Annotated in this window: 16 protein-coding genes and 1 other RNA gene; 10 read left to right on the forward strand and 7 right to left on the reverse strand. The window is 45.9% G+C overall.

The window, feature by feature from the left end:
* The first annotated feature begins 310 nt into the window (after positions 1-310).
* A complete protein-coding gene (locus tag MF542_RS02640) occupies positions 311-676 on the forward strand; it encodes a helix-turn-helix domain-containing protein (protein WP_247015658.1) in 366 nt (121 codons plus the stop codon).
* A gap of 97 nt (positions 677-773) precedes the next feature.
* Positions 774-1,328: a peroxiredoxin family protein gene (locus tag MF542_RS02645; RefSeq protein WP_247015660.1), complete on the forward strand. Its 555-nt coding sequence runs from the start codon at positions 774-776 to the stop codon at positions 1,326-1,328.
* Positions 1,329-1,367: 39 nt separating this feature from the next.
* Here the strand turns inward: MF542_RS02645 and thiE are convergent, their stop codons facing one another.
* Positions 1,368-2,006: a thiamine phosphate synthase gene (gene thiE / locus MF542_RS02650; RefSeq protein WP_247015662.1), complete on the reverse strand. Its 639-nt coding sequence runs from the start codon at positions 2,004-2,006 to the stop codon at positions 1,368-1,370.
* Between the two features lie 87 nt (positions 2,007-2,093).
* Positions 2,094-3,014, reverse strand: coding sequence for a class I fructose-bisphosphate aldolase (locus MF542_RS02655; protein ID WP_247015664.1), 921 nt, complete (start codon positions 3,012-3,014; stop codon positions 2,094-2,096).
* A 192-nt stretch (positions 3,015-3,206) separates the two neighbouring features.
* Here MF542_RS02655 and MF542_RS02660 point away from each other — a divergent pair, with 192 nt between their 5' ends.
* Positions 3,207-4,211 carry an ABC transporter substrate-binding protein gene (locus MF542_RS02660; protein WP_247015666.1) on the forward strand — a complete coding sequence of 335 codons (1,005 nt, stop codon included), beginning with the start codon at positions 3,207-3,209 and terminating at the stop codon, positions 4,209-4,211.
* Positions 4,212-4,220: 9 nt separating this feature from the next.
* A complete protein-coding gene (locus MF542_RS02665) occupies positions 4,221-6,164 on the forward strand; it encodes an ATP-binding response regulator (protein WP_247015668.1) in 1,944 nt (647 codons plus the stop codon).
* Between the two features lie 47 nt (positions 6,165-6,211).
* On the opposite strand, the gene MF542_RS02670 is transcribed toward MF542_RS02665, so the two are convergent.
* The 3 genes from MF542_RS02670 to tkt all read right to left on the reverse strand — a co-directional run bounded on the left by MF542_RS02670 (position 6,212) and on the right by tkt (position 10,517).
* The gene (locus tag MF542_RS02670; RefSeq protein WP_247015670.1) at positions 6,212-7,375 is read right to left on the reverse strand and encodes a phosphoglycerate kinase; all 1,164 of its coding nucleotides are present in this window, start codon (positions 7,373-7,375) and stop codon (positions 6,212-6,214) included.
* A 78-nt stretch (positions 7,376-7,453) separates the two neighbouring features.
* Positions 7,454-8,458, reverse strand: coding sequence for a type I glyceraldehyde-3-phosphate dehydrogenase (gap, locus tag MF542_RS02675; protein WP_247015672.1), 1,005 nt, complete (start codon positions 8,456-8,458; stop codon positions 7,454-7,456).
* A 55-nt stretch (positions 8,459-8,513) separates the two neighbouring features.
* Positions 8,514-10,517 carry a transketolase gene (tkt, locus tag MF542_RS02680; RefSeq protein WP_247015675.1) on the reverse strand — a complete coding sequence of 668 codons (2,004 nt, stop codon included), beginning with the start codon at positions 10,515-10,517 and terminating at the stop codon, positions 8,514-8,516.
* 243 nt (positions 10,518-10,760) lie between these two features.
* On the opposite strand from tkt, the gene MF542_RS02685 reads away from it, so the two are divergent.
* The 6 genes from MF542_RS02685 to MF542_RS02705 all read left to right on the forward strand — a co-directional run bounded on the left by MF542_RS02685 (position 10,761) and on the right by MF542_RS02705 (position 13,857).
* Entirely contained in the window at positions 10,761-11,246 is a 486-nt protein-coding gene (locus MF542_RS02685; RefSeq protein ID WP_247015677.1) for a hypothetical protein, read from the forward strand.
* Positions 11,246-11,563, forward strand: coding sequence for a cell division protein ZapA (locus MF542_RS02690; RefSeq protein ID WP_247015679.1), 318 nt, complete (start codon positions 11,246-11,248; stop codon positions 11,561-11,563). Before MF542_RS02685 ends, MF542_RS02690 begins: the two co-directional genes overlap by 1 nt.
* Before the next feature lie 10 nt (positions 11,564-11,573).
* A non-coding RNA gene (gene ssrS / locus MF542_RS17880) (6S RNA) lies at positions 11,574-11,734 on the forward strand.
* A gap of 17 nt (positions 11,735-11,751) precedes the next feature.
* Positions 11,752-12,333 carry a 5-formyltetrahydrofolate cyclo-ligase gene (locus tag MF542_RS02695; protein WP_247015681.1) on the forward strand — a complete coding sequence of 194 codons (582 nt, stop codon included), beginning with the start codon at positions 11,752-11,754 and terminating at the stop codon, positions 12,331-12,333.
* Positions 12,334-12,359: 26 nt separating this feature from the next.
* Complete coding sequence (locus tag MF542_RS02700; RefSeq protein WP_247015683.1) at positions 12,360-13,175, forward strand: TIGR00282 family metallophosphoesterase; 816 nt, start codon at positions 12,360-12,362, stop codon at positions 13,173-13,175.
* Positions 13,176-13,182: 7 nt separating this feature from the next.
* The gene (locus MF542_RS02705; RefSeq protein WP_247015685.1) at positions 13,183-13,857 is read left to right on the forward strand and encodes a class I SAM-dependent methyltransferase; all 675 of its coding nucleotides are present in this window, start codon (positions 13,183-13,185) and stop codon (positions 13,855-13,857) included.
* Between the two features lie 54 nt (positions 13,858-13,911).
* Here MF542_RS02705 and MF542_RS02710 read toward each other — a convergent pair whose 3' ends face one another.
* Both MF542_RS02710 and MF542_RS02715 read right to left on the reverse strand, forming a co-directional pair.
* Positions 13,912-14,724 (reverse strand): LytR/AlgR family response regulator transcription factor, encoded by an 813-nt coding sequence (locus tag MF542_RS02710; protein ID WP_247015687.1) that lies wholly within the window; start codon positions 14,722-14,724, stop codon positions 13,912-13,914.
* 60 nt (positions 14,725-14,784) lie between these two features.
* A complete protein-coding gene (locus MF542_RS02715; RefSeq protein WP_247015689.1) occupies positions 14,785-15,978 on the reverse strand; it encodes a sensor histidine kinase in 1,194 nt (397 codons plus the stop codon).
* Positions 15,979-15,988: the final 10 nt, after the last annotated feature.

The following is a 15,988-nucleotide window of genomic DNA, read 5'->3' on the forward strand; positions in this document are numbered from 1 at the left end:
AACAGCCTTTCAGATTTCTCAAAGTCAAAGAACAAAATTGGGCGGGGGATAGCAGATTTATCAAGAGAAAGCAATCAGGGAAAACAAACTGAAGAGTGATTCACAGTGTTTTTCACCATCTTGAATTCAATCCCCTGATAATCATAGCGGATGTTATGAAATAACGATTATCCCCACTGGGATATAAGCATAATTAATATAAAGACTTTTCCCGGCATGCAGCTATGAAGGTAAATCATGCTACAATAAAGAGTTCCCCATAATTAACTTTTAGTTAATAATAAAGCCCTGTAGCTTAGAGGGGGAGTTCATGGCTGATCCAGTAGATATCGCTGTTGGCGAGCGAATAAGGCAGCTTCGCAAGGAGCGCCACATCACACAAACAGAATTAGGCGCCGCAGTCGGGTTAACGTTCCAGCAAATTCAAAAATACGAAAAAGCCAAAAATCGAATCTCTGCCAGCAAACTTGTTCAAATCGCTGACATCTTCAACGTAGACGTTTCTGAACTTTTTAAAGGCAGCATGGCCTATGAAGATGTGCCAGAATCAGAAGAGATCGCAGAGCTCATTAAATATACCGAAAGAATGCCAGATCATGTGCGTAGTCAATTCCTTAACCTGATGGAAGCAATTGCACAGGCCCCGGAAACTACCTCACAGGTCGACCTCTTATAACGGAACTGTTATCGTTATCAATTAGATGTGAATTGGTTTCAACTAAACATAGTTTCATAAGCACCCTTGTGTTTATTAATAAAGTTCAGGGGAGCTTATGTTTAAAAAAATTCTAAGCGGCATTGTACTGCTGATTGCAAGCAGTTTCCCTGCCGCCGCATCCGATTTGGGGCCGGCTGTTGGCTCTAAAATCCCACACAATCTTGAAGTGATGGATCAAAAAGGCCAGCAACAGTCTTTTTCATCGCTTACTGGTGAAAATGGCACAGTATTGGTGTTCTTCCGCTCAGCAAAGTGGTGCCCATATTGTCAGCGCCAGCTTATCAACATCGAGAAGTCAGCTGCAGAAGAAATTCGTAAGCGTGGTTTCAATGTTGTTGGTGTTAGCTATGACAGCGTGAAGGTACTTGATAAATTCACCAAAAAACGCGGTATCAGCTATCCGCTGCTTTCCGATGATGGTTCTGCAATCATCAAGTCATTTGGTGTACTCAATGAAAAGTACAAACCCGGTGACCGTGTATACGGTATTCCGCACCCAATTATCTTGATCACCGACAACAGCGGTACAATCAAAGCCAAGTTGTTTGAAGAAGGCTATAAAAACAGACCAGAGACAGAAGTTATTCTCTCTGAGCTGGATAAGCTTTAAAACAGAAAACGCGGCCTCAAAGCCGCGTTTTTTTATTGCCTAGCTGTTAAGAGCCTGATGGTAGGCTTTCACGGCGGCTACAGGACCCGCTTCATGCTGCCAAACACCCGCGCATACCGCTACAAAATGTGCGCCTGCATCCGCAACACTGCGGCAGTTCTCTGTTGTGATACCACCAATTGCCACACACGGGATATCTGTTACTTCTTCCCACATCTGTAGAATTTCAATTTCCGCAGGTTCTGCATTTGCTTTTGTCACGCTTGGGAAGAACGCTCCGAAAGCCACATAATTAGCACCACCCTCACCTGCCTCATAGGCCAGATGACGGCTGTTATGGCAGGTGACGCCGATATCAAAATCCTCGCCGAGGATATTGCGTGCGTCTTCCAGGCTCATATCATCTTGTCCGATATGAACACCATCAGCACCAATAGCCTTTGCAATATCCACTCGGTCATTAATGATCACTGCAACATCATGCTTGTGGCAAACATCTTTCAGCTGGCTCGCAATATCCGTGAAAGTTTCATCATCTACATCTTTGAGGCGGACCTGCACCACAGGCACCATTTCGGTTGCTAGAACAGCATCCAAATCGGCAGCAAAAGCCGCCACATCATCAAGTGTATCAGGTGTTAACAGATACAGTTCACAAGGTTCTTTGGTTTTTGCCATTTCTTTTGGTCCTCAATAACTTAAAAGCCCTTCCCCCACACTATAGGGAAAGGGCCAAAATTCTAAAGAGCTTTATAAGCTATAGGCTTATGCTTTGCCTTTGTAGATATCAATAATCTCATTCAGCATAGCAATTGCTTCCTCGCGTGGACGCTGGAACGTGTTACGGCCAATAATAGAACCGTTACCGCCACCATCGCGGATCGCACGAGCATCATCATAAACGCTGTTAGCACCTTTTTTCGCGCCACCAGAGAATACAACAACACGGCGACCGTTGAAGGAAGAACGCATCACTTCGCGAACGCGTGCTGCCTGATCAGAAAGATCGATACCAGCGTCTTCGAAAGCCTTCTTCGCTTCTGGCTGCTCAAGGTGAGCACTTGGAAGCTTCACTTTAATGATGTGTGCGCCAAGTTCAGCTGCGATGTGAGCTGCATAAGCGCCAACATCCATTGCTGTTTCGCCGTCCTTAGACAGATCACCACCACGTGGGTATGACCAAAGAACAACAGCGAGGCCTTTCGCCTTCGCTTCTTCAGCAATCATCTGGAACTCTTCAAACAGGTCCAGTGCATGCTCAGAACCCGGGTAAACAGTAAAGCCAACTGCAGAGCAACCAAGGCGGATAGCATCATCCACAGAAGCGTTTACTGATTGGTCTTTTGTTGTTGCCCAGCTGTTAGAGCTGTTAATTTTCAGGATAGTCGGAATTTGTCCTGCATATGTATCAGCGCCAGCTTCTAGCATCCCAAGCGTAGATGCATAAGCGTTAAGGCCTGCATCAATAGCGAGCTGGTAGTGATAGTGAGGATCATACGCCGGAGCGTTTGGTGCAAATGAACGTGCCGGACCGTGTTCAAAGCCTTGGTCCACTGGTAGAATAATCATTTTACCAGTACCAGCAAGCTTACCTGTGCACAAAATGCGCGCTAGGTTTGCTTTAGTACCTGGATTATCAGATTCGTAGTTTGCGAGAATATTTTTGACAGTTCTAGTAACTCTCATTGGGGCCCCCTAAAGGATCTATAGTGTTTATATAGGCGGTGCTTTGTGCGCCCTTGATACACAAACTCCCTAGCATTCGCAACGTTTGAAGGCGCATAATTCCATCTTTAATGACTGGTTAACTGATACCAGATAAGGTTATTATGCGACAAGGGGCGAGTAGACTAATATTTTATCAACATATTGGACTATATGAAACGCACTCAAAATATTGGTTGGACTAAGGTTTTTCAGAGATACCTGCGCGTATCTGCCTTATTTTTTGCTTGCTGCCTCACCGCAGCATGCGAACAATCTGAACCTAATCAACCCCTCAGGGTTTCAAGTAGCAACTGGCCGGGGTATGAACCGCTCTATATTGCTGAGGCTCTAAACTTCTATTCCGGTAAAGATATTCATCTCATCGAAACACCAGCCTCAATGGTGTTAATGCAAAGCTTGCAAGCCGGTACAGTGGATGCCGCAGCTATATCCTTAAGCCGCGCCCTTACCTTCATTCAGCAAGGGCAAGATATCTCCATTATCCTGGTTCTGGATTGGTCCAATGGGGCTGATCAGATTTTAGCCCGTCCACCAATAAAATCCATTGAAGATATCACCAGCGCAAATGTCGCGGCAGAAGCCAATACGGTTAACATGTTCCTTCTGCTGCGAGCACTGGAAAACAATGGCATGTCACTTGATGATATAAATTTTGCCCCCATGGAAAATGAGGTGCTCGCCTCTTCCTATGCAGCTGGTGAAATTGATGTTGCCTCCGCCTTTGGGCCAGCTATCAACGATATGACCCAAATGGGTGCCCGGAAGATTTTTGATAGCTCACAAATACCAGGCGAAATTCTGGATGTGCTTATTGTCCGAACCCAATACCTGGAACAAAACCCGTCCAAAGTTACAAAGCTTGTACAAGGCTGGTTAAAGGCTGTTGAATATATATCTAACCAAGAAACTGGCAGTGATCTACCTGCTGGCCTTCTGAAACCTGAAGATTTTCAGGCAGTAAAAAACCAAGTTAAACTTGCTGGAACCGCTGAAAACACCACGTTCCTAGGGGATGATGCCAGACGCTTGAAAGACACCATAGAAAAACGGTTGATGGCATTTCAGGCTATCAGTGACCGGATGCAGTTTTCGTCTATGCCGAAGATTAATACGAAACCTTTTGAAGACGCCAAAGCGCTAGAAACAGAAAATTAGAATTATCCAATGTTGAAGAACATTTCACTCAGGCATCTTATTCCACTGCTATTTTTTAGCGGCAGCCTGATGCTTGTGGTGTTCTTCTATACAGTTGGCTTCCCTGTTGCCCAAAAAGAAGCTGTAGATCTCAGCAAACGCCAAGCGCTTACCTTCCTTCAAATTCAGCAATCCAGATTCATTGAGCTTTTGTATCTGGATGATACCAGCGAACTTGAGAAAGAGATTTATTTCGCGAACAACGATCCTGCTATCAAACGGCTATTCATTGTAGATGAAAATCTCATCGTACAATATTCAAACCGTTCCCGAAATATCGGTGAACCTCTAAGCTCTACAAACTCGCCATACACCAAGGCAGAGATTGATAAGGTTAATGACACCCTTACCCTATCAGTAGAATGGCATGATAAGGATGAAACACTACTCACAGGGTATGCAGCCCTAAGACACACAGTTGGAAGTGACCAGAAACGATGGACGCTGATTATCGTTCATGATTTTTCCAACTTGAACAAATCCATCACCGATATTGCTGCAATTCCTTCTGAATTACTTGCAACACTGATGCTTGTTTTATCGGTTATCGCTATTATTCTTCTTCGGCGTCATCTGGATATGCGCCTTTCACCTTTATTAGGTGCTGCGGCCAAACTTGCAAAAAATAAAAAAGGTGCTCGCTCTAACCTTGTTGGCGCTGACGAATTTGCAGAAATTGGCCGAGCTTTCGACCAAATGGCGGAGAAGGTTGAACAGTCTCTTTCCGAGCTGGAAGATGCCAAAAATGATGCAGAACTTGCCAATCTGGCAAAAAATAACTTCCTAAGCTTCATGAGCCATGAAATCCAAACACCTCTTGCGGGACTGCTTGGTTTCATTGACCTTCTCGGAGAATCAGAGCTGGATGAAGAAGCCCGAATTTATCTTCGCTCTACAGAAGCATCCGCACGCACACTTTCTGGCCTGATCAGTAACTTGCTTGAAACCAGTCGACTTGAAGCAGGGACTGTGAAACCAGCATCCGAAGCGTTCTGTATCAATTCTCTTATTCAGGATATCGTAGACAGCACTATCATGCAGGCCAAAAAGAAAGGGTTGGCTATAAGGGTTACATCTAATCAGGATGACCCAATCTGGTTGGAAAGCGATCCTATTCTCATTCGGAAGATACTCGTAAACCTCACGGATAACGCTGTTCGTTTCACCGAAGAAGGTTCAATTACCATCGCAGTTAACAGTGAGCCTGTTGATGCTTCACGTATGCTGCTGAATGTATCAGTATCTGATACTGGCATCGGCATTGCCCCAACTGAGCAAAAACATCTCTTTGATCGTTTCTACCGTTCGAATGATCAGCGGATCAAAAACTATAAAGGTGCGGGTATTGGGTTGACTATCTGTAAAGATATTGCGGATATCCTCCACGCTGATATCCATGTATCAAGCGTTTTGGAAGAAGGATCCACATTCAGTTTGGAAATGGAAGTGCCTATTGCTGATCCACAGTCCGACTTCAGTTATTCAGCCTTAACTGCTCGCGAACAGCAACCGCTTAATATTCTACTTGTTGAGCATTCAGAATTAACACGCTCTTTCCTCATCAGCCTTCTCAAAAAGCTTGGGCACAGAGTTTATCCCTGCAAGAATGCGCCTGAAGCCATACAAGCGATGAAAGACTTGCTGATTTATCCTAATCTCCCCCCTATCGATTTGGCCTTTATTGATATTCATATGCCCATTATGGACGGTGAAGAAACCATGCATGAAATCCGGGGTATGGACTCCCGCTTTAAGCACCTGCCAATGATCGCTACATCAACCCAGAATGATCCGCTGACCAGAGAAAAACTACTTGTTGCTGGTTTTAATGGGTTTATTTCCAAACCCATCAGCAAAGAGCATTTGATGGAAGAAATCTTCAATCTCTCTCGCCTGCAAACTCACCGGGTATAAAAAAAGGCCCGCACATGCGAGCCTTTCCTGAAACGTTTTAAGAAGCTTTAGCCAAGCGCCGCGACACCCGGAAGCTCTTTGCCTTCCATCCACTCAAGGAATGCGCCACCAGCTGTGGAAATGTGTGTAAACTGTTCTTTCACACCAGCATGGGCAAGTGCCGCTACTGTATCACCACCCCCTGCAACAGTGAGAAGAGAACCTGCTTCTGAAAGCTCGCCAGCAGCCTTTGCTAGCGCAACTGTAGCCGCGTCAAATGGTTCCATTTCAAACGCACCCATTGGGCCGTTCCATACAAGTGTTTTGGATACCTTAAGCACCTCAGCAAGGTCAGCAACAGTTGCAGATCCTGCATCAAGGATCATCTCAGCACCAGATACAGCATCTGCGCCTTTAGTTTCGTTTGCAGCGTGCGCTTTAAATTCAGTTGCTACAACAACATCAGATGGCAAGTGCACCTTACAGCCAGCATCCTTAGCCTTGGAAAGAATGGTAAGGGCCGTATCTTTCAAATCTTTCTCACAAAGGCTGGCACCGATATCCATACCTTGTGCGAAAAGGAATGTATTAGCCATGCCGCCACCGATGATCAGATGATCAACTTGCTCCACAAGGTTTTCAAGAACTGCAAGCTTTGACGAAACTTTGGCACCACCCACAACAGCAACAACAGGTTTCACAGGCGTACCAAGCGCATTTTCAAGCGCTTTCAGTTCAGCGCCCATGGTTTCACCAGCAGCAGCAGGAAGCAACTTTGCAATAGCAGCCGTTGAAGCATGAGCACGGTGCGCCGCTGAGAATGCATCATTTACATACACATCGCCGAGTTCAGCGAATTTTGCCGCCAATTCAGGATCATTCTTTTCTTCGCCTTCAAAGAAACGCGTGTTTTCGAGAACAACCACATCATCAGCTGGCAGATCATCGCCCAGTTCAGCAAAACCAACGCTGCGACCAAGAACATCAGCAAGTGCTGGCACAACTGGTTTCAAGGACATCTCAGGCACCACTTTACCCTTAGGGCGACCAAAGTGTGCCAGAAGAACCGAACGGCCACCAGCGGCTGCGATTGCGTCCACTGTTGGCTTCACTGCGTGAAGACGAGTTGCATCTGTTACCTTGCCGTCCTGCATTGGTACGTTGATATCCACACGCACAACAGCAGTTTTACCTGTAAGGTCACCAAGGTCTTTTATTGTTTTGAAAGCCATTTTTATCACTCTCGAAGAAGGCTGATAGTAAAAAGGGCGATCAACTGACCGCCCTTATAATCACTTAAATGAAAGAGCTTAGAGGCTCGCCATTTTCACAGCTGTATCAGCCATACGGTTGGAGAAGCCCCACTCGTTATCATACCATGTCAGGATACGAACGAATGTGCCGTCTGTTACCTTTGTCTGGCTTGAATCAAATGTTGAGCTGTTTGCATTGTGGTTAAAGTCGATAGAAACCGCAGGCATATCTTCATAGCCAAGAACGCCTTTCATACCGCCTTCAGCAGCAGCTTTGATCGCTTCATTGATTTCTTCCGCTGTTGTCGCTCGGCCAGCATCAAACTTAAGGTCTACAAGAGATACGTTTGGTGTTGGAACACGAACCGCCGAACCATCAAGCTTGCCAGCAAGCTCAGGAAGAACAAGGCCAACAGCTTTAGCAGCACCCGTTGATGTTGGGATCATGCTTAGTGCAGCCGCACGTGCGCGGCGCGGGTCTGAATGCAGTGTATCAAGAACAGGCTGGTCACCAGTATAAGCGTGAACAGTTGTCATGTAACCGCGCTCAATGCCAACAAGGTCGTTAAGCACTTTAGCAACTGGCGACAGACAGTTTGTTGTACAAGACGCATTTGATACGATTGTATCTTCTGCTGTCAGATCACCATCATTCACGCCGTATACGATTGTTTTATCTGCATTTGCGCCAGGCGCTGAGATAAGAACTTTTTTCGCGCCTGCTGTTAGGTGCATTGCTGCTTTTTCGCGAGCTGTGAAAATGCCTGTACATTCCATTGCAACATCAACATTTTCATCACCCCAAGGAAGCTCTTCAGGGTTACGGATAGCAGTAACGCGGATGCGGTCACCGTTCACAACGATTGCATCGCCGTCTACTTTCACGTCACCAGGGAATGGACCATGAACGCTATCACGCTTGAGAAGGTAAGCGTTCATCTCCACATCACCAAGATCGTTGATCGCTACAACTTTGATATCTGTGCGACCGCTTTCATAGATAGCGCGAAGAACGTTACGGCCGATGCGGCCAAATCCGTTAATGGAAACACGTACAGTCATTGAGGTTGTCCTCCAAATAGTGGTGTATTCGTACAAACAAAATATTTGTAATTAATTAGAGCTTCTCGCGCACAGCTGCAACCAATGCATCAGCTGTAATTCCGAAATGCTCATATAGTTCATCAGCTGGAGCCGAAGCACCAAACGTGGTCATACCGATATTCACGCCGTCAAGGCCAGTATAACGCTCCCAACCGAATGTAGTTCCCGCTTCGATAGAAGCTTTCAAAGCAGTAGCAGGCAGTACCTCTGCTTTATAAGCTACATCTTGCTGATCAAACAGATCCGTACACGGCATGGAAACAACACGCGTTGGCACACCATCTGCCTGAAGTGTATCACGCGCTGCTGCTGCGATTTCAACTTCAGAACCTGTTGCGATCAACACAACTTTCGCCTCGCCGCCTTCTGCTTCATGCAGAACATAACCACCTTTAGCACAGAGATTTTCATCTGTGTGTGTGGTACGCTGCTGAATAAGGCCCTGGCGTGTAAGAGATAGAATGCTTGGTGTTTCTTTAGCTTCCAGTGAAAGCGCCCAACATTCAGCTGTTTCAACAGCATCACATGGACGGAAAACATTCACATTCGGCATCGTGCGCAGGCTCATCACATGCTCAACTGGCTGGTGTGTCGGGCCATCTTCACCAAGACCAATGCTATCGTGTGTCATCACATAAATCGCGCGCTGCTTCATAAGAGCCGCAAGACGAATGGCCGGACGAGCATAGTCGGTGAATACCATGAACGTACCACCGTACGGAATGTGCTGATTGTATAGCGCAAGGCCATTCATCGCCGCACACATTTCAAATTCGCGGATACCGTAATACATATAACGACCAGAGAAATCATCAGAAGTGATGCCTTCTGTCTGGCTTGTTTTTGTAAGGTTCGAACCCGTAAGGTCTGCGGAACCACCAATTGTTTCAGGTACAACACCATTGATCACTTCAAGCGCCATCTGGCTTGCTTTACGTGTCGCAACTTTTACAGGCTCAGCAGCAAGCTGGGCTTTATATTCGTTGATCGCTGTTGTGAAACCTGCTGGAAGGTCTTTATTCTGACGGCGATCAAAATCTTCTTTCACGAACTGATCAAGCGCACCGAATTTATCTTTCCATGCGGCAGAAGCGCTTGCACCCTTTGCACCAACAGCGCGCCATGCGTTCAGCACATCTTCCGGAACTACGAATGGTTCAGCGTCCCAACCAAGGAACTCGCGTGTTGCAGCGATTTCATCGTCACCAAGTGGTGCGCCGTGTGTTGCTGATGTACCTTGCTTATTTGGTGCGCCGTAACCGATTGTAGTACGGCATGCAATCATGGAAGGCTTATCTGCTTCTTTAGCAAGGCCAATTGCAACCTCAATCGCTTCCATATCGTGGCCATCTACCGCCTGAACGTGCCAGCCAGCCGCTTCGAAACGCGCCATCATATCTTCACTTGATGACAGATCGATCGAACCATCGATAGAAATAGAGTTATCATCCCAAAGCACGATCATCTTCGATAGATTTAAGTGACCTGCAAGAGAGATAGCTTCCTGAGAAACACCTTCCATCAAACAGCCGTCACCCGCCAACACATATGTGTGGTGGTTGGTAATATCATCACCGTATTCAGCGTTTGATAGTCGCTCACCGATTGCCATACCAACAGATGTTGCTAGGCCTTGGCCTAGCGGACCAGTTGTCGTTTCAACACCCGGGCACTCACCGAACTCTGGGTGGCCAGCGGTTGGGCTATGAAGCTGACGGAAGTTTTTAATATCTTCCATTGTCGGGTTTTCGTAACCAGTTAGGTGCAGGAGCGAATAGATCAGCATTGAGCCGTGGCCAGCTGACAATACAAAACGATCCCGGTTTGGCCATGTTGGCCACGCGGGATCGAAATTCATAAACTTAGAGAAAAGAACTGTTGCTACATCGGCCATTCCCATTGGCATACCAGGGTGGCCCGAATTCGCTTTTTGGATTGCATCCATGGACAAAGCGCGGATCGCATTTGCCATTTTTTGCTCAAGATCATTTTCAGCTTGGAGTGAAATATCGCTCATTTCTATCAACTTGTCTTTTTGGCCCTAAAAAGGCGACGTGAAAATCGCGGTCAAAATGGCGGGGAAGAACTGCATAGTCAACCTTTGTGAGCGTTATTTAGCAGTGTTTTTCTTACTTTCAGATGCAACAATGCTTGTGTATGATTGACGACAGTCCTGCAAACACCCTATCTTCAAGAGAAATTAGCTTTTTGCACACTGATATTATCGGCTCTAACGCCGTTGGTAAGTTGAGACAAGAAAATGACAGAGCACACATCTTCACAGGAATTAGAAGCAGCAAGAGCGCGACTCGAAACAGCTCTTTCAGGCTTGGCTCAAGGTGTAGTTACAACACGTGAAGCTCTAAATTCTGCCGCTAGCATTACAAACGAGAAAGTTCAGCTAGCCGAACGCGTTGCAAAACTGGAAGCGGAAAATCTGAAGCTACATGAACAAATTGCAGCCTATGCTCTGCAAACACCTTCTGCAGATATAGAAAGGCAATTAACAACTGTACAAGAAGAAAAAGCCTCACTTGAGCAAAACTACAAATTACTTAAAACCAAGTATGCTGACCTGCTGGAAGCCCAGGAAACACCCAAACCTGTAGATATTAATTTGAGTGCTCAAATAGAAATGCAGCGTATGAAAAAGATGTTGGAAGAGATGCAGGCAGAAAAAGAGATGATCAAGGCCGAACTTGACAAGGCGATCGCTAATCTTGACCCACTGGCAGGAGATGTATAATGGCCCAGATTAGTGTGAACGTTAACGGTAAGCCTTATCCACTCGCTTGCGCTGAAGGTGATGAAGACCGCATCCGAAAACTTGCCGCTTATGTAGATACTAAAGCTCGTGATCTTGCTGGCAAACTTGGACACATCAACGAATCTCGCCTGCTACTAATGGCAGCTGTTCTAATTGCTGATGAGTTGCATGAAGCGCTCGAGAATGGCGGCAATGGTGGACTAATGAGTGCTATTTCAGAATCTGACCTCGCTAAAATCCTGAATGAAGTCTCTTCAGAAGTAGAAGGTATTGCAGAAAAGCTCACAAACGCTTAAGTATGCGGCGCGGGCACTGCGCTGTGCGTGCGATATGCAGTAATTCCCGGGGCTATAAACACTCCTAGGGAGCTGTCACTGGTTAGAACCGTGGTTCTTCTCATACGGCGCCCACCTGATTTATCAGGTTCCGGAGAGTACAAACGTCAGAACGGCAGAGGTGGTCCCGCACCCACCAGAAAGACACTATGAAAAGACCAACAAGTAAAGCTGATCTCCGCGCCGAAGCGAAACGCATGCGTGCAGGTGCCGCGCAAATGTATGCTCTTGAGGCCGCAGAAAAAGCGTCAAAACATGGCCTGCAGATGTTTTCCAGTTTCAACAAAGGCGCTATTATTGCGGGCTATTGGCCAATTGGAGATGAGCTTGATCCGCGGTTTTTGATGTTGGCACTTGAACAGGCTGGATACCGCATCGCTTTACCGGTCGTAAGCACAGAAAATGCACCGCTTACCTTTCGCCTATGGGGGCAAGGCGACCCGCTTGAGAAAGGTGCCCTAGGCACCATGCAACCCGTTAAAGATGCACCTAAAGTTACTCCAAATGCTCTATTAGCACCGCTGCTCGCTTTTGATGAGGATTGTTACCGCCTTGGCTGGGGTGGCGGCTACTATGACCGCACGCTGGCAGCTCATACGGAAATTAAAGCCTTCGGGTTTGCATACGGGGCACAATTTGTGGAAAACTTGCCAAGAAGTGAATTTGATTGGCCAATGCAGGGTATTATCACCGAAGAAGGTGTTATTCTCCCCCGCAAAAAAATGATGTAACGGGTAAGAAATTAGAAAGAAAAAATATGCGTTTACTATTTCTGGGGGATTTGATGGGCCGTTCTGGCAGAAACGCTGCTACAGATGCCCTGCCTGATCTCCGCCAAAAACTGAAACTGGATTTCGTTATTGTAAACGCTGAGAACGCCGCCTCTGGATTTGGGACTACAAGCAAAATTGCCGGACAGGTTATTCAGGCTGGTGCCGATGTCATCTCTGGTGGCAATCACACATTCGACCAGAAAGAACTACTTACAGCTATTGGTGCTGATGGCCGCATTCTTCGCCCGGTGAATTACCCACCCGGCACCCCGGGGCGCGGCTACAATATCTATGATGCACCACGAGGCAAGAAGGTACTGGTTATCAACGCCATGGGCCGTGTGTTTATGAACGCTATGGATTGCCCGTTTCGTGCTGTAGATGACATTCTGAAAAAATACCGCCTTGGCGCTACTGTGGACGCCATTGTTGTAGATTTTCACGGTGAAGCTACAAGTGAAAAGATGGCTATGGGCCAATATCTGGATGGCCGGGTAAGTCTTGTAGTGGGTACTCACAGCCATATTCCAACTGCAGACTGCCAGATTTTTGATAAAGGCACAGCCTACCAAACCGATGCCGGGATGTGCGGTGATTACAATAGTGTTATCGGCATGGACAAAGAAGAACCTATCAGCCGTTTCCTGACCAAGATGAATAAAGAGCGGTACAATCCTGCAAGTGGTGAAGCAACGGTATGCGGCACGTTTGTCGAAACAGATGATCGCACAGGCCTCGCCAAACGCATTGAACCCGTGCGCATGGGTCCTCGCCTTATGGAACATATCCCAAGGATATAGCAATTTTATGAATACATCCTCGACATACTACAGCAACATTAACACTGAATTGCTAGACATTTGCCATAATGCTACCAACGTCATTGAGTTTGGATGTGGTGAAGGGCAATTTCTCAGACGTTATAAAGAAATAAATCCTGCTTCCAGGTGTGTAGGTTTCGAGCTTTTTGAACCTGCTGCAAACGTTGCAAAACAACATCTTGATCATATTATTGTTGGCAACGCCGAAGAACGAGACCTTGGGTATGATGGATACACTCATGAGCATTTTGATCTGATCATCTACGGCGATGTTTTAGAACATTTTATAGATCCCTGGACTTCACTAAAACGTCATAGTCAATTTTTAAAATCAGGTGGTCACGTTTGCGCATGTATTCCTAACACGTCTCATTGGAGTATAATTTTCAACTTGGTGAATGGTCAGTTCCCATACGCTGATGCAGGCCTATTAGACAAAACGCACTTAAGATTTTTCACAAAAGCTACAATTATCAGCATGTTTGAAGCCTGTGGCTTTGAACTTGAATTTGTTAAGCCTAGAAAATTTCAAACACAAAACACTAATAATGCAATCAAACAATTAGCTAAACTTTTTAACAAACCCGCTGAAGAAATATCGCACAACAGAATAGAAGATTGGTCTACTTTCCAATTTTTAGTTAAGGCTAAAAAAATATAACCTTTACCCAAAACGTGTTTCAAAAAAATCCTAATTCATTGCTGGCGTAGTACTTTACAAGAACCTACCTACAACATCTTTGTATGAACGGCTTACTTTTAATTCAACGCCGCACATAAGGGTCAGAAAACACTCGCCGTTTGAATGAGGGCGCACTTCTTTCACTTTATCCAAGTTAACAATAGTAGATCGGTGAACACGCTGGAAAACACGAGGATCAAGGCGCTTTTCCATGGTTTTCATGGTCTCTCGAAGAATATGGGTTTTCTCACCCACATGAATACACATATAATCGCCAGCCGCGTCTACATAATCAACATCTGCAACATCCACAATCGTGATATGCCCGCGATCTTTAATACGAAGATGCGGATCATAACGCTCCTCTTTATGCTCTACAGGCTTTTCCAGAATAGCGGTGAGCGCTTCTTTGGGGGGCTCATCCATGCTTTCAATCAAATCTACAAGGCGCGCATTTTGTTCAATTGCAATACGCTGGCTAAGCGCTTCACGCACACGTACGATAGCTTCTTCAAGCCGTTCTTCTTCAACTGGTTTCAAAAGATAATCAAGCGCATGGGCTTCAAACGCTTCAAAGGCATACTGATCAAAAGCAGTTACAAAAACAATAAGCGGAATTTCCGTTTGCCCAACAAGTGAACGCACAACCGAAAACCCATCAAAGCCGGGCATTTGGATATCGAGGAAAACCAGATCAGGCTTTTGTTCTTTAATTGCTTTCACGGCTTCCCGGCCATTTGAACATGTTCCGATGATTTCCAAATCATCAAATTTTTCAAGGCGTAGCGTTAACCCGCGGATCGCAAGTGGTTCATCATCCACCAAAAGCGCTCTGATTTTAGCCATATATTCTTCCCCTATCGAGCCTTAGCAACGGCATTTTCACATCATTATGTAAACATAAAATTAGCGGTCACAAGGTAGTTCAATAAAAATACCTAAACCAGTTGGGTCCATATTCCTGAGTGTAATCTCATGATCATCACCGTAAATCTGCATCAAGCGCTCGCGTGTGTTGGCAATACCAACACCGGAACCAGATTTACTCACGATATTTGTTAAGTCTTCCATACCCGGGCCAGTATCGGTAAGCGCCACCTTCAGGCGTCCGTCATCTACATCGGCACTTACCTTGATAGTACCTCCATCAATAGAAGGCGCTATTGCATACTTGATAGCATTCTCAATAAGAGGCTGTAGAAGCAAACTTGGTATCAAGGCATCACGCGCTTTTTCACCAATATCAAATTCAAGAAGCAATCTATCCTGAAAACGAACTTTCTCAATATCCAGATAAAGCCCAAGCGCATGTAGTTCCTGATCAAGTGTTACCCGCTGGGTAGGTTGATTCACAAGTGTATAACGTAGAAAGCTGGAAAGCTTCGTGAGCATACGGTTTGCGTCAGCTTCTGATTTTTCCAGTACCAACGTAGAAATGGCATTCAGCGTATTAAACAAAAAATGGGGGTTAAGCTGATAGCGGAGCATCTTCAACTGCGCTTGGTGTGCCATTGCCGTTGCTTTAAGCACCTGTTCTTTTTGTTCCTGAAGACTGGTATAATAGTGATATCCGAAATAGATGGCAGACCACGCCAAAAGCACTGTAATTTCAAACATGGCGTTGCCCAACAAGCGAATGCCACCAATTAACTCCATGTCTTCGACAAGCAGAGGCCCCACCTGAAGTTCCGCCCATGAAAACACAAGCCCAAGTCCTGCACATGTCACAATGATACCCAAGAGCGTCACCGCCAATGACATGTTTCTAACCACGCGGTATATGGAACGCATTACCAGAGAAAGTCCCACACCCAAAAGCAGGACAAAAACTACAAAACCTAAATATTCAGGAAAAGTTTCGCTGTTAATAACCGCCTGGAGCGTGCGCAGCATTGCATAACCGGTCCAGCCGGCGGCCTGAAAAGTCCAGAAAGTTCGGTCTTTTGTACCAAAAAAACGTTCTACTAACTTCATAGTCCCAGAGCGGCCTTCCATGCTGGTTGCAGCCGAATGGGTTGGCTGCTTCAAATCGATTTCTGAAGCAGCATTATGATTAGGAGAAGGCGTATCGCCAACCTTGTTTTTATTTTTTTTGGTCATGATACTCCAA

The sequence above is a fragment of the Kordiimonas laminariae genome (assembly GCF_023008165.1).
Classification (GTDB): Bacteria; Pseudomonadota; Alphaproteobacteria; order Sphingomonadales; family Kordiimonadaceae; genus Kordiimonas; species Kordiimonas laminariae.